Here is a 21,244-nt window from a genome sequence, read left to right as displayed (position 1 = left end):
TGCACTAAACCTGACGCGCTCGACGCAGGACCGCAGCACCCTGCCAGCCCTCTCCCCCCTGAGGCGACATCGCAGGCGCAGCCCAGGGAAAAGCCCGAAACGCCACGGAAAAAGACCCATTTCATGCAAAAAACCGCTCTAACACACTGTTTTCCTGTACCTTTGGCCCAAATATCCGAGAAATGTCACGATCCAGCACACGGCCGCTGACTGTTTTCCCATGCGCAAACTTCTCTACATCACCCTCACCCTGGCCCTGCTTGCCGCCATCACCAGCTACGCCATCTGGACTCGTGATCGTCCAGGTGCGCACTACCTGTCGGACCTGCGTATCCAGCTCGCGGTGGACCAGGGTGTGCCTGCCGACCACGGCAACCTGCTGGCAATCCAGCCCGAGCTGTTCCCCACCGACTACCAGAGCATCGAGCGCCTGCATCGCAAGCTTGCGGCCTACATGCAGCAAGCCCGTGACAAGGGCCTGGTCAATGACAAAACCATCGTCGTGCTGCCCGAGCATGTCGGCACCTGGCTGATGGTCAGTGGTGAAAAGAATGAGCTGTATCAGGCCACCTCTCTGAAAGAGGCAATGAACTGGCTGGCGGTGAGCAACCCGCTGCCGTTTCTCAAGGCGCTGATCAGCGCCAGGGGTGACAGCCGCCTGGACGATGCGTACCTGCGCATGAAGGCCAAGAGGATGGCTCGGGACTATCAGTCGCTGTTCGGCGGCCTGGCCAAGGAGTTTCATGTGACCCTGGTGGCCGGCAGCATCATTCTTCCAGAACCCAGTGTCAGCCAGGGCAACCTGCAGATCGGCAGCGGCGCCCTGTACAACAGCAGCCTGGTGTTTGGCAGCGATGGCCTGCCCATGGGCCAGCCCCAGCGGCAGATCTACCCGACCTACGCCGAAAGCGGCTACGTGAAGGGCGATGCCGACAAAGCGCTGGAGGTTATCGACACCCCGGCCGGGCGCCTCGGTGTGCTGATCGGCAGCGACAGCTGGTACCCCGACAACTACCGCAAGCTCAATGACCAGCACGCCCAACTGGTGGCGGTCCCGGCCTTTGTCATGGGCCGTGATGGCTGGGACAAACCCTGGCGCGGATACAAGAGCATCGCCACCCCCAGCGAAGTCAGCCTCAAGCCCGAGGAAGTCAGCGAGGGGGAGGCCTGGCATCGCCTGACACTGACTGCGCGTGCACCCAGCAGCCTGGCCAGCGCCGGGGTCAGCGTGTTCCTGCGCGGCCAGTTCTGGGACCAACGCAGCAGTGGCCAGAGTTTCATCAACAGCAACGGCCAGACCTTTGCCGACGACGGCAACCGCGGCGCCCGCCTGCTGAACATCTGGTTGTAGGCCAATGAAAACCCCACCGATGCGCCTGGGCGACTTGTCGGTGGGCTTCGTCCATAGCCTGGTGGACGCGGTCCTCAGCTACGGGCAGGACCCCACCCCCCTGCTGGAACAGTACGCCCTGGACGCCGCGCGCCTGGGCGAAGCCGGAGCGCGGCTGTCAATCCCGCGCTACATGCGCCTGGGCCACGGGGCGATCCAGCTGACCGGAGACCCGGCCCTGGGCTTGCGCATGGGCCGCCTGAGCCGGCTGAGCCAGGCCGGCCTGGCCGGAGTGACCGCAGCCCAGGCCCCCACCGTGCGCGAAGCCGCCCGCTGCCTGACCCGCTTCGAAGCTCTGTATGGCTCCAACTATCGCGGCCAGTCGAGCTTTCACGAGGATGCCAGCGGCGCCTGGTTGTGCTTCTACTCCATCAGCCCGTACAACGCCTACAACCGCTTCGTGGTGGACTCGATCATCTCCGGCTGGCTGCATCAGTTGTCCAGCGTCGCCGACCAGGCGATCCACGCCGAACAGATCGATATCGAATTCCAGCGCCCGGACTACCACGAGGCCTATGCGGTACTCGGCCCCACGCCTATCCAGTTCGGCGCCGAACAGAACCAGCTGCGCCTGAGCCAGGCCAGCCTGGGCCTGCGCAACCCGCAGCATTGCCCGAGCACCTGGCGGCATCTGGTGCAGTTGTGCGAGAGAGAACTGGAACAACTGACCCGCACCCGCAGCCTGCGCGAACGCATCATTCAGATGCTGGGGCCGTTGCTCAATGGCGGCCGCGAGCCGGACCTGGAAGAAGTGGCGATGCGCCTGAAGCTGCCGACCTGGACCCTGCGGCGCAAGCTGGCGGAAGAAGGGACGCAGTTCCGGGCGATTCTCAATGACACCCGCCGCGACCTGGCCATGACCTACATTCGCGATACTGAACTGGCGTTCGGGGAGATTGCCTATCTGCTGGGCTTTGCCTCAGCCGAGGCGTTTCAACGGGCCTTCAAGCGCTGGAATGGCCAGACCCCCGGGGATTTTCGCCGCAGCCACCGACAATTCGGCTAGAGAAACGGTAAAAAAAACGCCACCGGCGTTACAGCTCGGTGGCGTCTTCTGCAGGTTCCAGAGGATCCAGCTCGAAAGCCTGATACTCCAGCAGTTCCTCTTGGTATTCGTCCATGGCGGACTCCTTTTTCCGTTGTTGAAAGACCTTGTTCAATAGCCCTGTGCCTAATGACCACCGGGATCAGCATAAAGTGCCGGGATGACAGAAAAAATACTACCCCCCAGGTCAGGATTTCTATCATTAAAACGTAACAGGCCGTGAGGAATTTAACCTTCGAACACAGATGCAATTGCAACGATTGCAATTGCAATCATATTTACCAATCCGTTAGGGTAGCCGCTCTCCCCCCTTGCGGACGGCGCCGAGCATGAACCCATCCTCACTTTTCCCCACTCGCCACAAGGCCCTCGCGCAACAGGCGGCCCAGGCCTGCCTGGACCTGCTCAGGAGCGCCCGCCCCCCTGGCGGTTCACCACTCAACACCGTGCTGGAGATGGCCAATACCCTGGAGCTGGACCGGCGCACCGCACGCCAGTCCTTTGTGGTGCGCAGCCACAGCGCACCACAAAGGAGTACCCGGATCAGCGCCTGGCCATTGTGGTTCTCCACCGACAGCGCGGAAAAACCCCTGCTCTATCTGCACCGCTGCAGTTCTTCGGCGCAGTTGTGCGCGGTCAGCGCCGAGACCGCGGCGCGGGGCATCCTGTGCAACGACAGTGAGACCCAAACCTCCCCATGGCCCAAGGGTGCCGACCCGTCACTGGCGTTGTGGCTGGCCCACAACCCGCACTGCCTGCCATTCGACCCGGCCACTGGCGCAGAGGCCGAGGCGATTGTCCTGGAGGCCCTGCAACGCCTGTATATCGAAGGCCAGCCAGGCTTCTACTACCTGGCCCTGCATGACCATGAGCTGCAACTGGAACTGACGCCCGAGCAACGGCAAGCCGCATTGCAGGGCATGTACAAAGTGACGGACACCACTGCCCACCCAGCGGCGGGGCGCGTGCGCCTGCTGGGCGCCGGCCGGGCGTTTGCTCAGGTCAGGGCCGCGGCGGATCTGCTGCAGCGTGATTGGAAGGTGGCCAGCCAGCTCTGGAGTTGCCCCAGCTACACCCGCCTGGCGAGGGAAGCGGCTGCGGCGCAGCATTGGAATCGCCTGCATCCTGGGCAGGAGAAGCGCGGCTCACACCTGCAGCGCTGCCTGGCGGATGACTCGGCGCCCGTGATTGCAGTGACTGGCTACGGCCAGGCGGTGGCCGAACAGCTACGCCCTCACCTCAAGGCCGAGCTGGTGGCCCTGGGCACCGACTCCTTCGATGCCGCCCGCGACCCGCGACGCGGCCGCTGCCCCGAGGCACGCTGGATCGCCGTGCTGGCACTCAAGAGCCTGGCAGACGCTGGGCAATTGCCCATGCAATGCGTGGAACAGGCCATGGCAACCTATGGCCTGCCCTGACGGTGCTAGGCTCAGCCCCTGGAGCCAGTGTCGCCACCGTTGGCCGCCGCCCGGGCCAGGGTCGCGGTGCGCTCCAGGGCATCGGCAAAGGCGTGTTTCTGCTCGCTGTCCAGTTGCGAGAGAAACAGCTCGGCCACTGTCGCCTCGTAGATTTTCCACATCTTCTTGCGCAGCTTTCGCCCTTCGTCGGTGATGCTGACAAAGGCCGCGCGACCATCGCCCTCACAGCGCGAGCGCTGCACCAGGCCGTCTTTTTCCAGGCGGTCCACCAGGCGTGTGAGGTTGTAGCGCTCGATGGCCAGCACATCGGCCAATTCGTGCATGCGCCGGGTACCTTCGGCGCCGCTTTCCAGGCCCCAGAGGGCGTCGTACCAGGCATACGCCGGCAAGCCGGCCTGGGCCAGGCGGCGCTCGATTTCGCGAATCACCGTCCGGTGAGCCCTGACAAAACGGAACCAGACATCGGGCTCTTTTGAAGACATGCCACACCATCCGAAGGTTTGAAGAAGGGTTGCAATAGTAGCGCATGCCGGGATAGATTCGGCCATGTAGTTGCAATTGCAATTACTTTTCCCGGCGCCGAATACCCTCCGATTCCACAAGAATCCGCGCGCTGGAACCCCGCCCAACACGGAGCCAGGTATGACCCAGAACAACAGTGCAACCCTCGATAACGATCCCCAGGAAACCCGCGAGTGGCTCGACTCTCTGGAGTCGGTGCTGACGGTGGAAGGTCGCCCGCGGGCCCATTACCTGATCGACCAGTTGCTGGATTTCGACGTGGCACGCCACGGCGACTTCCATGGCCGGGTGACCACGCCCTACATCAACACCATTGCCCCCGATCGGCAGCTGCCCTACCCCGGCGACCTGGAGACCGAGCGCAAGCTCAACGCGATGATCCGCTGGAACGCCATGGCCATGGTGCTGCGCGCCGGCAAGCATTCGGGCGTGGGCGGCCACATCGCCACCTATGCTTCGGCAGCCGTGCTCTACGACGTGGGTTTCGATCATTTCTTCCGCGGCCGCAGCGACAGCTTCGACGGTGACATGGTGTACATCCAGGGCCACTCCTCCCCAGGCATCTACGGCCGCGCCTACCTGGAAGGCCGGATCAGCGCCGCCCAGCTCGACAACTTCCGCCGCGAGGCCGACGGCCAGGGCATTTCCTCCTATCCGCACCCCAGGCTGATGCCGGACTTCTGGCAGTTCCCCACTGTATCCATGGGCCTGGGGCCGATCACCGCGGCCTATCAGGCGCGTTTCATGCGCTACCTGGAGCTGCGCGGGCTCAAGCAGCACCAGGGGCGCAAGGTCTGGGCCTTCCTCGGCGACGGCGAAATGGACCAGCCCGAATCCCTGGCGGCGATTTCCCTGGCCGGGCGGGAGAAACTCGACAACCTGATCTTCGTCGTCAACTGCAACCTGCAACGCCTCGATGGCCCGGTACGGGGCAACGCCAAGGTCATCCAGGAGTTCGAAAGCCTGTACCGCGCCGCCGGCTGGAACGTGATCAAGGTGATCTGGGGCAGCGGCTGGGACGCGCTGCTGGAGAAGGACCGCAGCGGCCTGCTGCGCCAGCGCATGATGGAGTGCGTGGATGGCGACTATCAGAACTACAAGTCGCAGAACGGCGCCTATGTGCGCGAGCATTTCTTCGGCAAGTACCCGCAATTGCTGGAGCTGGTGGCCGATCTCTCGGACGAGCAGATCTGGAAGCTCTCCCGGGGCGGCCACGACCCGCTCAAGGTCTACAACGCCTATGCCGCCGCAGTACGCCACAGCGGCCGGCCCACGGTGATCCTGGCGAAAACCGTCAAGGGCTTCGGCATGGGCGAGGCCGGCGAAGGCCAGAACATCAACCACCAGTTGAAGAAGATGGGGGCCGAGGCAGTGAAGGCCTTCCGTGATCGCTTCGAACTGCCGGTCAGCGATGAGCAACTGGCTGAAATGCCCTACCTCAAGCCCACGGCGGACAGCACGGAAGGCCGTTACTTCGCAGCCTGTCGCAGCCGCCTGGGGGGCTATGTGCCGGCTCGCTACAACGACTGCGCACCGCTGCAGATCCCGGCCCTGGAAGCCTTCGCCACCCAGCTCAAGGACACCGGCGACCGGGCGATCTCCACCACCATGGCCTTCGTGCGCATCCTCGGCACCCTGCTCAAGGACCCGCAGATCGGCAAGCGGGTGGTGCCGATCGTGCCTGACGAGTCGCGCACCTTCGGCATGGAAAGCCTGTTCCGCCAGATCGGCATCCACTCGGCGGTGGGCCAGCTCTATACCCCACAGGATGCCGGGCAACTGAGCTACTACAAGGAGAGCAAGGACGGCCAGATCATGCAGGAGGGCCTGAACGAATCCGGGGCGATTTCCTCATGGATCGCCGCCAGTACCTCCTACAGCAACCACCAGGTCATGACCCTGCCCTTCTACATCTTCTATTCGATGTTCGGCTTCCAAAGGATCGGTGACCTGGCCTGGGCCGCCGGCGATGCGCGGGCCCGGGGCTTCCTGCTGGGCGCCACGTCCGGGCGCACCACGCTGATGGGCGAAGGCCTGCAGCACGACGACGGCCACAGCCATATCCTCGCCTCGGTGATCCCCTGCTGCATCTCCTACGACCCGACCTTCGCCTATGAACTGGCGGTGATCATCCATGAAGGCATGCAGCGCATGTATGTGCAGCAGGAGGATGTGTATTACTACATCACCCTGCTCAACGAAAACTACCCGCAACCGGCCATGCCCGAAGGTGCTCGCGAAGGCATTCTCAAGGGCTTGTACCGCTTCAGCTCAAGCACCGCCCAGGGCGCCAAAGCCCCGCGGGTGCAACTGATGGGCAGCGGCTCGATCCTGCGCGAGGTGATCGCCGCCGGGCAGCTGCTGGAGAAAGACTTCGGGGTGCAGAGCGACATCTGGAGTGCCACCAGCCTCACCGAACTGCGCCGCCAGGGCCTGGCGGCGGAGCGCTGGAACCTGCTGCATCCGCAGCAGCCTCGGCGAGCGGCCTATGTCGAGCAATGCCTGGAAGGCCATCAAGGCCCGCTGGTGGTGGCCACCGACTACATGAAACTGTTCGCCGACCAGATCCGCCCCTTCGTCGAGGGTCGGCGCTTCGTCGCCCTGGGCACCGACGGCTTCGGCCAGTCCGATACCCGGGAAAACCTGCGGCAGTTGTTCGAGGTGGACCGGCATTTCATCGCCCTGGCGGCGTTGAAAGCCCTGGCCGATGACGGGGAGATACCCTACAGCCAGGTCGGCGAAGCCTTGAGCCGCTATCGGATCGACGCTGAAAAAGTCGACCCGAGCTCGGTCTAGGAGCCTTAGTGCCCGCTGCTCGGCAGGGCCGGAATCGGCTCGCTGGGCGGCGGCAGGTTGCTGGCCGGTGGCGGTGTGACGGTTTGCGTGGCGGGCGCTGGCTCGCTGCTGGCTGCCGGCACTATCGGCGCCGCCTCGGCCGGAGGAGCCAGGGGTTGCGAGACCGCAGGCTCAGGCTCGGTGGCGGGTGCCGGCGCGGCCACAGGGGCAGGCTCGACCACTGGCTGCGCCTTGGGCTCGGGCTTGGCTGGCGCCTCGGGCTTGTTCTCGGGAACCCCGAGATCGGCCTTGGGTTTCTCTTCAATATGCGCCGCCTTCTTCGCTTCCTGGGGCAGGAACAACTCCACCAGGGCGAAATAGCGGTCATAGAACTTGGCCGAGGACACGGTTTCGCTGGCCACCTTGACCATCGAATCATCGGTAGAGCCGATCGGCATCGACACCGAGCCCAGGACGCCCACGCCGAGGCTGGCCGAGTTGTTCACCTTCTTCAGCGCATAGCGGTCCTGCAGGGCGTTGGCGAACATCGTCGAACGCTGGTCGCCGCTGCCGTCCTGGGCACAAACCACGTTGAAGCTGATTTCCAGGTGGGTCTCGCCGGTCTGCTGGAAGCTCTTGTGGCCGCTGACCAGCTTCGGATCGTTGCTGGTGATGATGTAGCCCTGGCTGAGCAGGGCACGCCGCGCGGCCTCACAGGAGGCGGCATCGCTCACCGGGTAATTGCGCGAAAACGTGCCGGAATCATCGAAGCTTTCGTGCTCGTAGATGGCGGTCTTGTGCGACGAACAGCCGGCCACCGCAGACAGCAGCAACACCCCGGCCGTGGCGCGCAGATGAAATGATTTAAACATCGAGAATCCTGAGGAAAACGCTCCGGCGCGTATTGTGCAACAGATCAGCGTCCCGCAGCGCGGGTAATTGGTGCCTTAAATTTCTCATCAGTTTACTGACCACTGTTTGCCGGAAAAAGTCGCTCGCTCAAGTGCTCGATCAACACCCGCAGCTTGGCCGCTGCATGTCGGCTCGAGGGCCACAACACCCAGAAGGCACCGTTGTGCTCCAGGTATGGGTCGAGCACGGTTTGCAACTCGCCACGGCGCACCGCGGCCTGGACCATGAAGTCCGGCAGGCAGGCAATGCCCAGCCCGCTGCGCGCCGCGTGCTCCACCGCCTCGATGGAGCTGCTGGTCAGGCGAGTGGGCAGCACCGGCTCCGGCGCATCCGCTTGAACCTTGAAGGGCCAGGCCTCGAGCTTGCCGGTGTGGTGAAAGGTATGCCGCAGGCAGGAGTGACTGCGCAATTCCTGCGGGGTCTGCGGCACGCCGCGCTGCTGGAAATAGCCGGGGCTGCCCACCAGCACCATGCGAAAGCGCCCCAGCTGCCGGGCCAGCAACCGCGAGTCCTTGGGGTTGCCGGTGCGCACTACCAGGTCAAAACCCTCTTCCACCACATCCACCATGCGATCGGAGAGGTCGATATCCAGCTCGATCTGCGGATAGCGTTGCATGAACTCGGCCAGTACCGGCATCAACAACCCATGGACCTGCGGCGCGCTGACCCGCAGCTTGCCCACCGGCGCGCTGGAAGAGTCACATAGCTGGAACTCCGCCGCCTCGACTTCGGCGGCGATCCTGCGGCAGCGTTCGAGGAATCCGGCGCCTTCGGCGGTGAGGCTGATGCTGCGGGTGGTGCGATGAAACAGACGAGTCTCCAGGCGCTCCTCCAGACGGGCGATACTTTTGCCAACCGCCGAGGAAGAGACTCCCAGAAGGCGCCCCGCTTCGGTGAAGCTGCGGGTTTCCGCCACCTGCATAAACACCGGGATACTGCCGAGCCAGTCCATCGCGCCGCTCCGAAATTAAGGACACCTGTGTCCGATAAGTTCGGAACCTTAGCCTATTTTTCCGCCATGAACAGCGCCCTACCCTAGGCCCCTTACTTCCAAACCCACCCATCGGGGCCTTTCCATGAGCAATTGCGTCAATGCCTGCGAACCCTTGCAAGTACCTGCCACAACCCACGAACGCCTGCCTGTCGGCGGCCTGTTGGCCCTGGCCACTGCCGGGTTCATCACCCTGATGACCGAAACCCTGCCCGCCGGCCTGCTACCGCAGATGAGTGCCGACCTGGGCGTGTCTGCAGCGCTGATCGGCCAACTGGTGACCGTCTACGCCCTGGGCTCACTGCTGGCGGCCATTCCGCTGATCCTCCTCACCCAGGGCTGGCGGCGCCGGCCCCTGCTGCTGATCGCCATCGGCGGTTTCGCCGTGGTCAACAGCATCACGGCCCTCTCCACCGAATACAGCCTGATCCTGGTGGCGCGCTTCTTTGCCGGAGTCTTCGCCGGCTTGCTCTGGGCCCTAGTGGCAGGTTATGCCAGCCGCATGGTGGCGCCACACTTGCAGGGCCGGGCGATTACCCTGGCCATGCTCGGCGCGCCGCTGGCGCTGTCGGTGGGCATGCCCGCCGGGACCTGGCTGGGCGCCCTGCTGGGCTGGCGCATGAGTTTCGCCGTGATGACTCTGCTGACCCTGGGCCTGATCGGCTGGGTACTGGTGCAAGTGCCGGATTTCCCCGGGCTGCGGGCGCAGAAGCGCCTGTCGCTGAGTCGTGTCCTGACCCTGCCGGGGATCCGGCCGGTGCTGTTCGTGACCTTCGCCTATGTGCTGGGCCACAACATTCTCTACACCTACATCGCGCCATTTCTTGAGCCGGCCGGGCTTGGCGGGGAAATCGAGCGGGTGTTGCTGGTGTTCGGCCTGGCCGCCTTGCTGAGCATCTGGCTGGTGGGCCTGCTGATCGACCGCTGGCTGCGTGAGCTGGTACTGGCCAGCTGTCTGCTGTTTATCGGCTCGACCCTGCTGCTGGGCCTGCTCGGCGACCGGCCACTGGCAATCTATGGGGCAATCGCTATCTGGGGGCTGTCCTTTGGCGGCATGGCCACCTTGCTGCAGACTGCGCTGGCCAAGGCCGCCGGCGAGCACGCCGATACCGCGCAGTCGATGCTGGTGACCCTGTGGAACCTGGCAATCGCCGGTGGCGGCCTGGGCGGCGCGTTGCTGCTACAGGGGCCGGGCGTGGCCACCTTCCCCTGGGTGATTGCCGCCCTGTTGCTGGTGACCCTGCTGGTGGCGGTGAACGCCCGGCGCCAAGGCTTCCCTGCCCGGGCTTGAAATCCGGCTCCCGGCTCGGGTGGCCGGGGCTCCAGCACCAGGGCTCGTGAAAGAATGCCTAGCCTTGCGAAGCAGGGTTCGCCGGCAAGGCGCCCTCTACCCTCGCCCCTGCACTGGCGCGGGCTTTACGGCTGCGTACCAGCGGCCAGAACAACTCTTGCGTCCAGCTCACGGGTGCCAAGTGTTCGATGCCATAGGCAACGGGCCGACGCCGAGTGATCTTCGCCGTACCAAACAGCACATCCCAGAGGAACAGCAGGTTGCCGAAGTTGCCCTTGTAATGGGTCACGCCATCCTCGGCGCTCAGGCCGTGGTGCGCCGAATGGGTGGACGGCGTAGAAAAAATCCGCTCCAGCAACCACATCAGCGGCCGCAGAAAACCGATGCGGTACAGCTTGTCATCCCAGGCCACACTGCTGTGAGCGGCGAAGATCACCGTCATCTTGAGAATCAGGTAACCGTAGTAGACCGGCGCCAGCCCCAGATAAATCAGCACTCCCGAGAACCAGATGCTGGGCATCAGCAGGTAATAGAAGCTGTTGTTGCGGTAGACGATGCGAATGCTCATGTAGGGCGCCGAATGGTGCGCGCGATGCAACGCGTACAGCGCCGGTACGCGGTGGGTCAAGCGGTGCCACCAGTACTGGGTCATGTCATCGAAGACCAGGAACAGCAGCAGGCCGAGTACCCAGGGGATCTGTACCAGTGCTCCCTTTGCTTCGGGCAGCGATAGCTGCATGAGCGCGCCGCTGGCCCACATCACCAGGGGAAAGGTCACACCGAGCAACAGGCTTGAGCCCACCGCCTCGATCAACACATCACGGCGCTGGCCGCGGCGTTGGCGAAAGGCCGAACAGGCGATTTCCAGGAGGATGAAAAACACAAAGATCGCCGAAACGATCAGCAGCGGGTTGTTGGTCAGCAGGTCGTGGTTCATGGCATTCTCGCTCTTATCCTTGTGGGCAACGCCCCACCATTAGAGATCAGCAAGGCAGCCCGCTCTATGCGCGAACTGGACAGAATTCCGCGAGATCCGGCCAAGGGCATGGCCCCGCGTTTCCATCGCGGGCGCCTGGGTGAAGTCCTGCAACGCTTTCTCGATGACCAGAACACCGGCCCCCAGCAGGACTACAACCTGCTGCAGCTGGAGCAGCTGTGGCGCGCCGCGGCAGCGCTGGAGCCGGCCATCGGCCTCAAGCTGTTCGAACGCTTCACCCCCCAGGACTGGCACGTGATCGCCCACGCCAGCCTGTACTGTCCGGATGTCGCCGCGTCCATGGCGTTCTGGGTGCGCTACGCGCCCTTGGGTTCGGATACCGACCGGGTACAGCTGGTGGCGGATACCCGGGGGGCCGGTGTCGAGGTTGATATCGACACATCGGCGCAACTCGGCCGCTACCTGATCGAGCACTATGGCGTCATGTCCATCACTCAGTTGCGCCGTGGCACCGGCCTTGCAGTGCAGCCGGTACTGGCCTGCTTCAGCCATCCGCGCCCGGCCTATCACGCGCAGTACCATCACTGGTTCGGCGAGCGGATCGAATTCGATTGCCCGGCCAACCGCTTCTACTTCGACCCGCAAACCCTGCAACTGCCGCTGCAAACCCGCCACGCCGGCATGCTGGAACTGCTGAGCGAGGAGCTGGATCGACGGGTGGCCCTGCACCGGCGACAGAGCGGTTGGGCCGCCAAGGTGGCAGCGGCTTGTCGCCAGGCCCTGGCCGCCGGCCACTCACCAACCCTGGAAAGCCTTTGCGCGCAACTGCATCAAACCCCGCGAACGCTGCGGCGACGCCTGGACGAACAGGGGTTGAGCTTTCGCGAATTGCTCGACCAGACCCGCGCCGAGCTGGAAATGCATCTGCAACTGCAAGGCGAATCCCGGGCCCAGATTGCCCTGCAGTTGGGCTACAACGATCAGGCGGCGTACCTGCATGCACGCAAACGCTGGAAGAACGCCCTTGGCTGAGGTTTTTTCCAGCCGAAAAAAAGACCCCGGCATTGCGGCCGGGGTCTTTTCAACACTGTGGGTCAGGCATCAGTAACGCTTGATGTCCGCCTGGTTTTCCAGCTGCTTGCGGTAGGCGGCAAAGTCTTGCTGCCCTACCCGTGAGGCCAGGAAGCGACGGTATTGAGCCTTCTCTTCCTCGGTCGGAGCAGCGGCTTCGTTGACACCATTGAGCTGCAGCACCAACAGGTTGCCATTAGGCAGGGTCACGTTGGTGAAGGTCGGTTTGTCCTTGGACTCAGGCTTGGTCATGCGGAACAGCGCCTGCAGCACGGTCGGATCGATCCCTTCCTGGCCACGGGTCACGGCGTGCGCGACTTTCCAGTCCTGGCCATCCACCGGCTTGTTCAGCGCGGTCTTGCCGTCGCGCAGGCTGGCGATCAGCTCTTCAGCCTTGGTCTTGGCCGCGGCACTGGCGTGCTCTTTGGCCAATTGCGTGCGAATGGCACTGGCAACGCTTTCCAGTGGCAGTTGCTCAGGTTTGCGGTGCTCCTTGGCACGCAGCACTACCACGGTTTCCGGGTCCAGTTCGATGGCGGTGCTATTGGCACCCTCATCGAGGACTTCGGTGCTGAACGCCGCTTGTATCACCGCGCGGTTGGCTGCGATGCCGTCACCACCTTCACGGCCGAATGGCGCGGAAGTGTGGACAGTCAGCTTCAGGTCCTGGGCCGGTTGTGCCAGATCGGACGCTTCGAACGACGAGTCTTCCAGTTGCTTGGTGGCCTCGACGAAACGCTGCTCGACCTGCTGGGTCTTCAGATCCCGGGTCAGCTTGCCCTTGAGGCTGGCGAAGCTCGGCACTTCCGGCGCTTCGACACCCAGCAGCTTGATCAGGTGGAAACCGAAGCCGGTACGTACCGGCGCCGATACCTGGTCCTTGTTCAAGGCGTACAGGGCTTTCTCGAAGGTTGGGTCATAGACGCCAGGACCTGCGAAACCCAGGTCGCCGCCGTTGCTGGCCGAACCCGGGTCCTGGGAGAACTCCTTGGCCAGTGCCTCGAAGCTTTCGCCCTTGGCCAGACGTGCCTGGATCTCTTCGATCTTGGCCTTGGCCTGGGCCTCATTCACCTTGTCATTGACTTCGATGAGGATGTGCGCGGCGCGGCGTTGCTCGGACAGGTTGGCAATTTCCTTCTGATACAACGCTTGCAGGTCCTCGTCCTTGACGCTGACCTGATCGAAGAAGGCGGCCTTCTTCAATTCGATGTAATCAATCACCACCTGGTCCGGAGTCATGAACTCCTTGGCGTGCTGGTCGTAGTACGCCTTGACCTCATCGTCGGTCAGCTTTACCGCTGCCGGGTCGGCCTTGATGGTCAGGGAAGCGAAGTCACGGGTCTGCTTTTCCAGACGGGCGAATGCCAGCACCTGGGCGTCGGTGACAAAACCGCTGCCTGCCAGACCGGCGCGTACCTGGCCGATCAGCATTTCCTGAGTCAGCATCTGGCGAAATTGCAGGCGGGTGTAACCCAGTTGACGGATCACCTGGTCGAAACGCTCGGGGCTGAACTTGCCATCAACCTGGAATTCCGGCGTTTGCAGAATGACCTGGTCCAGCGCACCCTCGGAGAACGCGAACTTGGAATCCTGCGCACCTTGCAGCAACAGCTTGCGGTCGATCAGCCCTTTGAGAGCAGCTTCGCGCAGCATCTTCTCGTCCAGCAGGGAGGCATCGAAGTCTTTGCCCAGCTGCTGCATCAACTGACGACGTTGCATGTCGACGGCCTGGCTCAACTCGTTCTGAGTGATTTCCTCACCGTTGACCTTGGCCGCGTCCTGATTGTGGGTAGTGGCCTTGAAAATGGCATCGAATCCCGTCAACGCCAACAGCGCGACGATAACCCCGATGATGGTTTTGGCAATCCAGCCTTGTGAATTGTCCCTGATATTCTGCAGCATGCGTCCCCCAGAAACGGTTGTACTTCAATTTGAGCAACCGTGGAGCGTGGGTAGAGTCCGGATAGAAGAAAGGCGCATCCGAGGATGCGCCTTCTCGTAACTGGCGGAGCGGACGAAGGTTAAACCCGCGACCCTCGGCGTGAACCGGTGGTAGACCGGCTGACTAGCGCCCCGCTGCCAGATCAGGCATGACCCCGACCCGGATGGGCAAAGACCCTGAAGAAACTTAGTTAACGGCTTCTTTCAGTGCTTTACCGGCTTTGAAACCTGGCTTTTTAGCAGCAGCGATTTCCAGAGTCTTACCGGTCTGTGGGTTACGACCGATACGCGCTGGACGATCAGTTACGGAGAAAGTACCGAAACCAACCAGCACCACAGAGTCACCGGCCTTCAGAGCGCCAGTAACGGATTCGATTACTGCGTCCAGCGCACGGCCAGCAGCAGCTTTCGGGAGATCAGCAGATGCAGCGATAGCATCAATCAGTTCCGACTTGTTCACTCTAAGTCCCCTTATATATCTATGAGTATGATTCTAAGTTTTTTGGTGAAAGCAAAAACGAGTGCTGAATGGCCTACAGACACTTAAGAGCCGCTTTATAACAAGGGCTCTAAAAAGCTGTCAAGGAAGCCCCCCAGGCTAATGCGTACTAATGCGTGCTAATTCTTTCCTTAGAGTCAGACTCGCGTTTTTCGTCCTTTGCGACTATCTCGGGAGCCACATCCGGCAAGGGCTCCGGCGCGTATTGCAGCGCAATTTGCAGGACTTCGTCAATCCATTTAACCGGTTTAATCTGCAGATCCTGCTTGATATTGTCAGGAATTTCTTTCAAATCGCGAACATTCTCTTCCGGAATGATCACTGTCTTGATTCCACCCCGATGAGCGGCGAGTAATTTCTCTTTCAACCCGCCGATAGCCAATACCTGACCACGTAGAGTGATCTCGCCCGTCATTGCCACATCAGCCCGCACCGGAATGCCGGTCAGCGCCGAAACCAGCGCCGTGCACATGCCTACACCCGCGCTGGGGCCGTCTTTCGGGGTCGCCCCTTCTGGCATGTGGATATGGGTGTCGCGCTTCTCGTGGAAGTCCAGGGGAATGCCCAGGCTCTTGGCCCGGCTGCGCACCACGGTCAGTGCCGCAGTGATCGACTCGACCATCACATCGCCCAGGGAGCCGGTCTTGATCAACTGGCCCTTGCCCGGAACCACAGCGGCTTCGATGGTCAGCAGTTCACCGCCCACTTGAGTCCACGCCAACCCGGTCACCTGACCGATCTGGTCTTGCTGCTCGGCCAGGCCGTAGCGGAATTTGCGCACGCCGAGGAAGTGCTCCAGCAGGTCGGAAGTGACCTTTACCGAGAAGCGCTTTTCCATCGCATGCTCTTTCACCGCCTTGCGGCAAACCTTGGCAATCTGCCGCTCCAGGCCGCGTACACCAGCCTCGCGGGTGTAGTAGCGAATGATGTCGCGGATCGCATCCGGCTCGAATTCCAGCTCGCCCTTTTTCAGGCCGTTGGCCTGGATCTGCTTGGGCGAGAGGTACTTGACCGCGATGTTGATCTTCTCGTCCTCGGTGTAGCCAGGCAGACGAATCACCTCCATCCGGTCCAGCAAGGCCGGCGGAATATTCATCGAGTTGGAGGTGCAGAGGAACATCACATCGGACAAGTCGTAATCGACTTCCAGGTAGTGATCGTTGAAATTATGGTTCTGCTCAGGGTCCAGCACCTCGAGCAATGCCGAGGCCGGATCACCGCGCATATCGCTGCCCATCTTGTCGATTTCGTCGAGCAAGAACAGTGGGTTGCGCACCCCCACTTTTGTCATCTTTTGAATCAATCTTCCTGGCATCGAACCGATATAAGTCCGACGATGACCACGAATCTCCGCCTCGTCACGCACGCCACCCAGGGCCATGCGTACGAACTTGCGGTTGGTAGCGTTGGCAATCGACTCCGCCAGGGAGGTCTTACCCACCCCAGGAGGTCCCACCAGGCACAGTACCGGGCCACGAATCTTTTTCACCCGTTTCTGTACGGCGAGGTATTCGAGAATCCGTTCCTTAACCTCTTCCAGGCCATAGTGGTCGGCATCGAGAATATCTTCGGCACGTGCCAGATCGAGACGAACCTTGCTCTGTGCCTTCCACGGCACCTGAACCAGCCAGTCGATATAAGAGCGAACCACAGTCGCCTCGGCAGACATCGGTGACATCTGCTTGAGCTTGTTCAGTTCGGCCTGGGCCTTGGTCATCGCGTCTTTTGGCAGGCCTGCGGCATCGATACGCTTTTTCAGCTCCTCGATTTCGTTGTGCCCTTCGTCGCCATCACCCAGTTCTTTCTGAATGGCCTTCATCTGCTCATTCAGGTAGTACTCGCGCTGGCTGCGCTCCATTTGCTTCTTGACGCGACCACGGATGCGCTTTTCCACTTGCAGCAGATCGATCTCGGCGTCCAGCAATGCCAGGACATGCTCGACCCGAGCGGACAGATCGATGATCTCGAGGATTTCCTGCTTCTGCTCGATCTTCAACGCCATGTGCGCAGCCATGGTATCCACCAGGCGGCTTGGCTCATCGATGCTATTGAGGGACGACAGCACCTCGGCAGGGACTTTCTTGCCCAATTGCACGTACTGTTCGAACTGGGACAGCAGACTGCGAACAAACACTTCCGACTCACGGTCAGGAGCATCGACTTCGTCAATCAGGGAGACTTCGGCACGGCAATGGCCATCAACTTCGCTGAAGCGCTCAACAGCACCACGCTGTTCGCCTTCAACCAATACCTTGACGGTGCCATCAGGCAATTTGAGCAACTGCAAGACAGTCGCAATGGTACCTACGCGATAGAGTGCATCTTCACCGGGATCGTCATCAGCAGGGTTTCTCTGCGCCAGCAAGAGAATCTGCTTGTCGCCCGTCATCGCTGCCTCGAGGGCTTCGATCGACTTCTCGCGCCCCACGAACAGCGGGATAACCATGTGCGGATAAACCACAACATCACGCAATGGCAGGAGAGGCAATTCGATGGTTGTCTTCATGATTTCGCCTCTACGGCGGCCGTAAGGCCGTAAACAGATGGAAGTAAGCTTGAAACCAAGATGGGGGCTGCCTGGAAAAAAAACAAGCTCAAAGACAGCACTTTAAGGCGCTAAAAACAAAGGGGCCCGAAGGCCCCTTCTTTCATTCCAACAGCGCGACGCTTACGCGTCTGGCGCCGCCTTGGCCGTCGGCTCACTGTTCTCATAGATGTACAGTGGCTGGGACTTGCCTTCAATGACGCTTTCGTCGATCACTACTTTACTCACCTCGGACTGCGAGGGGATTTCATACATAGTGTCGAGCAGAACACCTTCAAGAATGGAGCGCAGGCCACGAGCACCAGTCTTGCGTTCAAGGGCTCGCTTGGCGACGGACTTCAAGGCATCGGTACGGAACTCCAGGTCAACACCTTCCATCTCGAACAACTTGGCGTACTGCTTGGTCAAGGCGTTCTTCGGTTCGGTGAGGATCTGAATCAATGCCGCTTCGTCCAACTCGTCCAAAGTAGCCAGAACTGGCAGACGACCGACGAACTCCGGGATCAGACCGAACTTGACCAGATCGTCAGGTTCGACTTCACGCAGGGATTCACCGACTTTCTTACCTTCTTCCTTGCTGCGAACTTCTGCGTTGAAACCGATGCCGCCCTTGGTGGAACGGTTTTGAATAACCTTTTCCAGACCGGAGAACGCACCACCACAGATGAACAGGATGTTACGGGTATCGACCTGCAGGAACTCCTGCTGCGGATGCTTGCGACCACCTTGCGGCGGAACAGAGGCAACCGTGCCTTCAATCAACTTCAACAGGGCTTGCTGAACGCCTTCGCCGGAAACGTCCCGGGTAATCGAAGGGTTGTCAGACTTGCGGGAAATCTTGTCGATCTCATCGATGTAGACAATGCCCATCTGAGCCTTCTCTACGTCGTAGTCGCACTTCTGCAGCAACTTCTGAATGATGTTCTCGACGTCTTCCCCCACATAACCGGCTTCGGTCAGGGTAGTGGCATCGGCGATGGTGAAAGGTACATTCAACAGGCGAGCCAGGGTTTCGGCCAACAGCGTCTTACCCGAACCTGTAGGGCCGATCAGCAAGATGTTGCTCTTGCCAAGCTCGACGTCGTCACTCTTCTTGTCACGCTGGTTCAGACGCTTGTAGTGGTTGTACACCGCTACTGCTAGAACCTTTTTTGCACGCTCCTGACCAATCACGTACTGATCAAGGATGCCGCTGATTTCTTTAGGCGAAGGCAATTTATGCGCGCTGCTCTCGGCCTGTGCTTCCTGCACCTCCTCACGGATGATGTCATTGCACAGGTCGACGCACTCGTCGCAGATAAAGACCGAGGGGCCGGCAATCAATTTGCGCACTTCATGCTGGCTTTTGCCACAGAAGGAGCAATAAAGCAGTTTGCCGTTGTCCTCGCCGTTGCGGGTGTCAGTCATTCGTTCAATCCAAATCCGATAGGCTTGCAACACAAGATGAAGGCTATTGCGGGCTTTTTCAAGCCCGCCACTGATCGGAACAACCGACCATGCCTATTTTGAGCTGCTTATTTTAAGCGGGGCGCTGGTTGATGACTTCGTCGATCAACCCGTACTCACGCGCAGCTTCGGCACTCATGAAGTTATCGCGATTGGTATCGCGCTCGATTTCTTCCAGGGTGCGCCCGCTATGCTTGGCCATCAGCGTGTTGAGACGCTCACGGATGAAGAGGATTTCCTTGGCATGGATTTCAATATCCGACGCCTGGCCCTGGAAACCGCCCAGTGGCTGGTGAATCATCACTCGGGAGTTTGGCAGACAGAAACGCTTGCCTGGAGCACCGGCTGTCAGCAAGAACGCGCCCATGCTGCATGCCTGGCCAATACAAGTGGTTGAAACGTTTGGCTTGATGAACTGCATGGTGTCGTAGATCGACATGCCAGCTGTCACCGAACCGCCCGGGGAGTTGATATAGAGATGGATGTCCTTGTCCGGGTTTTCCGCTTCAAGGAACAGCAGTTGCGCACAGATCAGGTTGGCCATGTAGTCCTCTACAGGGCCCACCAGAAAGATCACCCGCTCCTTGAGGAGGCGCGAGTAGATGTCGTAGGCGCGCTCGCCACGAGCGGACTGCTCGACAACCATCGGGACCAGGCCGCCTGCGGCCTGGATATCAGAGTTCTGCTGAATATACGAATTACGGAACATGCTCTGCAGTCACTCCCAAATAGTCACGTCTTGAATACGCATAAGCCAGCGCGAAGGCTGGCTTATGGTGTGTGCTTCGAACGAGAAGAAAATCAGTCGGCTTGAGGTGCTTCTACCGGCTTGACCGCTTCTTCGTAGGAGACCGATTTGTCGGTCACGCTAGCTTTCTGCAGAACAGTATCCACAACTTGTTCTTCCAGCACAACCGAACGAACTTCGTTCAATTGCTGCTCGTTCTTGTAGTACCAGGACACGACCTGCTCAGGCTCCTGATAAGCCGAAGCCATTTCCTGGATCAGCTCGCGAACGCGGTCTTCATCAGGCTTCAGATCGAACTGCTTAACAACCTCGGCAACGATCAAACCCAGTACCACGCGACGCTTGGCCTGCTCTTCGAACAGCTCGGCTGGCAGTTGATCCGGCTTGATATTGCCACCGAATTGCTGGACAGCTTGAACGCGCAGACGGTTAACTTCGTTGTCCAGCAGCGCCTTCGGCACTTCGATCGGGTTGGAGGCCAGCAGACCGTCCATGACCTGATTCTTCACTTTGGACTTGATGGCCTGACGCAGTTCGCGCTCCATGTTCTTGCGAACTTCGGCGCGGAAGCCTTCCAGACCTGCTTCCTTGATACCGAACTGAGCGAAGAACTCCTCGGTCAGCTCTGGCAGCTTAGGCTCGGAAACGCTGTTGACAGTCACAGTGAACTCGGCGGCCTTGTTGGCCAGATCCAGGTTCTGATAGTTCTCAGGGAAGGTCAGATTCAGGACGCGCTCTTCACCCGCCTTGGCGCCTACCAGGCCTTCTTCGAAGCCAGGAATCATGCGACCCGAGCCCAGCACCAGCTGGGTACCCTTGGCCGAACCACCGGCGAAGACTTCACCGTCGACCTTGCCAACGAAATCGATGTTCAGTTGATCGTCGTTCTGCGCAGCACGATCGGCCACTTCAAAACGCACGTTCTGCTTGCGCAGGATTTCCAGCATGTTATCCAGGTCGGCATCAGCCACATCAGCGCTCAGGCGCTCAACGGCGATGTTTTCGAAGCCGGCAACAGTGAACTCTGGGAACACTTCAAAAGTGGCAACGTACTCCAGGTCCTTGCCCTTCTCCAGCACTTTAGGCTCGACCGAAGGAGCGCCGGCAGGGTTCAGTTTCTGCTCGACAACGGCTTCATAGAAGGAAGCCTGGATCACATCACCTACTGCTTCTTGACGCGCATCAGCCTCATAACGCTGACGGATCACGCTCATTGGAACCTTGCCAGGACGGAAGCCTGGAATCTTGGCCTTTTGGGCAGTCTGCTGCAGACGCTTGTTGACCTGGCTCTCGATGCGCTCAGCCGGCACGGTGATGCTCATGCGGCGCTCAAGAGCAGAAGTATTTTCAACAGAAACTTGCATGGATATTCCTCGTTGCACAGACGTTAGCCGGCCGTTTTCCGACCCCAGAATCAAGGGCATGCATTCTAGAGGGTCAAACTCAAGAAGTCACCCTACTGAAAACGGGTAAAAAACCGCCGGCAATGTGAAGGCGGGGACAAAGGATTGAGCCTCGCCATGAGAGCAAATATTGCGAACCAAACCAGGGCCTCTACTTCAACCCTTCTATATATAGAAGGAGTCGTTCAGCACACCCCTGAAAAACGCCAGCCAATAGCTGAAACCCGGAACCTTCAACGACCAAAGGACAACATTCTGCCACTCAACCGGCTCATCGGATGCAGCCACTTAGAGGTATCGAATCCAGAAA

The 21,244-nt window shown here is 60.6% G+C and carries 17 protein-coding genes; 6 read left to right on the top strand and 11 right to left on the bottom strand.

The features are described from left to right. Positions 1-220 precede the first annotated feature (220 nt). The gene (locus tag AC1RL5_RS29130; RefSeq protein ID WP_015636340.1) at positions 221-1,351 is read left to right on the top strand and encodes a carbon-nitrogen hydrolase family protein; all 1,131 of its coding nucleotides are present in this window, start codon (positions 221-223) and stop codon (positions 1,349-1,351) included. A gap of 4 nt (positions 1,352-1,355) precedes the next feature. Continuing rightward, on the top strand, positions 1,356-2,396 hold the full coding sequence (locus AC1RL5_RS29125) for an AraC family transcriptional regulator (protein WP_145714215.1): 1,041 nt from the start codon (positions 1,356-1,358) through the stop codon (positions 2,394-2,396). A 28-nt stretch (positions 2,397-2,424) separates the two neighbouring features. On the opposite strand, the gene AC1RL5_RS29120 is transcribed toward AC1RL5_RS29125, so the two are convergent. Next, positions 2,425-2,550, bottom strand: coding sequence for a hypothetical protein (locus AC1RL5_RS29120; protein ID WP_011062261.1), 126 nt, complete (start codon positions 2,548-2,550; stop codon positions 2,425-2,427). A gap of 214 nt (positions 2,551-2,764) precedes the next feature. On the opposite strand from AC1RL5_RS29120, the gene AC1RL5_RS29115 reads away from it, so the two are divergent. Beyond that, positions 2,765-3,853: a transketolase-like TK C-terminal-containing protein gene (locus AC1RL5_RS29115; RefSeq protein ID WP_072452671.1), complete on the top strand. Its 1,089-nt coding sequence runs from the start codon at positions 2,765-2,767 to the stop codon at positions 3,851-3,853. A gap of 11 nt (positions 3,854-3,864) precedes the next feature. Here the strand turns inward: AC1RL5_RS29115 and AC1RL5_RS29110 are convergent, their stop codons facing one another. Further along, positions 3,865-4,335 carry a MarR family winged helix-turn-helix transcriptional regulator gene (locus AC1RL5_RS29110; protein ID WP_053152753.1) on the bottom strand — a complete coding sequence of 157 codons (471 nt, stop codon included), beginning with the start codon at positions 4,333-4,335 and terminating at the stop codon, positions 3,865-3,867. Between the two features lie 160 nt (positions 4,336-4,495). Here AC1RL5_RS29110 and aceE point away from each other — a divergent pair, with 160 nt between their 5' ends. Next, positions 4,496-7,171, top strand: a complete 2,676-nt coding sequence (gene aceE / locus AC1RL5_RS29105; protein ID WP_065363210.1) for a pyruvate dehydrogenase (acetyl-transferring), homodimeric type — start codon at positions 4,496-4,498, stop codon at positions 7,169-7,171. Between the two features lie 5 nt (positions 7,172-7,176). Here the strand turns inward: aceE and AC1RL5_RS29100 are convergent, their stop codons facing one another. Together AC1RL5_RS29100 and AC1RL5_RS29095 are read right to left on the bottom strand one after the other, a co-directional pair. Beyond that, the gene (locus AC1RL5_RS29100; protein ID WP_011062265.1) at positions 7,177-8,022 is read right to left on the bottom strand and encodes a DUF2242 domain-containing protein; all 846 of its coding nucleotides are present in this window, start codon (positions 8,020-8,022) and stop codon (positions 7,177-7,179) included. A gap of 92 nt (positions 8,023-8,114) precedes the next feature. Beyond that, a complete protein-coding gene (locus AC1RL5_RS29095; protein WP_011062266.1) occupies positions 8,115-9,014 on the bottom strand; it encodes a LysR family transcriptional regulator in 900 nt (299 codons plus the stop codon). A 124-nt stretch (positions 9,015-9,138) separates the two neighbouring features. On the opposite strand from AC1RL5_RS29095, the gene AC1RL5_RS29090 reads away from it, so the two are divergent. Further along, positions 9,139-10,344 carry an MFS transporter gene (locus AC1RL5_RS29090; protein ID WP_093409417.1) on the top strand — a complete coding sequence of 402 codons (1,206 nt, stop codon included), beginning with the start codon at positions 9,139-9,141 and terminating at the stop codon, positions 10,342-10,344. A gap of 58 nt (positions 10,345-10,402) precedes the next feature. On the opposite strand, the gene AC1RL5_RS29085 is transcribed toward AC1RL5_RS29090, so the two are convergent. Next, the gene (locus tag AC1RL5_RS29085) at positions 10,403-11,281 is read right to left on the bottom strand and encodes a sterol desaturase family protein (RefSeq protein ID WP_492589989.1); all 879 of its coding nucleotides are present in this window, start codon (positions 11,279-11,281) and stop codon (positions 10,403-10,405) included. Positions 11,282-11,347: 66 nt separating this feature from the next. On the opposite strand from AC1RL5_RS29085, the gene AC1RL5_RS29080 reads away from it, so the two are divergent. Beyond that, positions 11,348-12,313 (top strand): AraC family transcriptional regulator ligand-binding domain-containing protein, encoded by a 966-nt coding sequence (locus AC1RL5_RS29080; RefSeq protein WP_093409426.1) that lies wholly within the window; start codon positions 11,348-11,350, stop codon positions 12,311-12,313. 69 nt (positions 12,314-12,382) lie between these two features. On the opposite strand, the gene AC1RL5_RS29075 is transcribed toward AC1RL5_RS29080, so the two are convergent. The 6 genes from AC1RL5_RS29075 to tig form a co-directional block, all read right to left on the bottom strand. Further along, positions 12,383-14,254 (bottom strand): SurA N-terminal domain-containing protein, encoded by a 1,872-nt coding sequence (locus AC1RL5_RS29075; RefSeq protein ID WP_072452661.1) that lies wholly within the window; start codon positions 14,252-14,254, stop codon positions 12,383-12,385. Between the two features lie 226 nt (positions 14,255-14,480). Further along, positions 14,481-14,753: an HU family DNA-binding protein gene (locus AC1RL5_RS29070; RefSeq protein ID WP_011062271.1), complete on the bottom strand. Its 273-nt coding sequence runs from the start codon at positions 14,751-14,753 to the stop codon at positions 14,481-14,483. A 148-nt stretch (positions 14,754-14,901) separates the two neighbouring features. Next, the gene (gene lon, locus AC1RL5_RS29065) at positions 14,902-17,298 is read right to left on the bottom strand and encodes an endopeptidase La (RefSeq protein WP_011062272.1); all 2,397 of its coding nucleotides are present in this window, start codon (positions 17,296-17,298) and stop codon (positions 14,902-14,904) included. A 162-nt stretch (positions 17,299-17,460) separates the two neighbouring features. Further along, positions 17,461-18,744 carry an ATP-dependent Clp protease ATP-binding subunit ClpX gene (gene clpX, locus AC1RL5_RS29060; protein ID WP_011062273.1) on the bottom strand — a complete coding sequence of 428 codons (1,284 nt, stop codon included), beginning with the start codon at positions 18,742-18,744 and terminating at the stop codon, positions 17,461-17,463. A gap of 112 nt (positions 18,745-18,856) precedes the next feature. Beyond that, complete coding sequence (gene clpP / locus AC1RL5_RS29055; protein WP_011062274.1) at positions 18,857-19,492, bottom strand: ATP-dependent Clp endopeptidase proteolytic subunit ClpP; 636 nt, start codon at positions 19,490-19,492, stop codon at positions 18,857-18,859. A gap of 92 nt (positions 19,493-19,584) precedes the next feature. Continuing rightward, positions 19,585-20,895 (bottom strand): trigger factor, encoded by a 1,311-nt coding sequence (gene tig, locus AC1RL5_RS29050; RefSeq protein WP_011062275.1) that lies wholly within the window; start codon positions 20,893-20,895, stop codon positions 19,585-19,587. Positions 20,896-21,244 lie beyond the last annotated feature (349 nt).

The organism is Pseudomonas sp. GW822-FHT06D10 (assembly GCF_058799535.1).
Note: the sequence above shows the minus strand (reverse complement) of the source record. Positions and strands in the feature narration are given on the sequence as shown.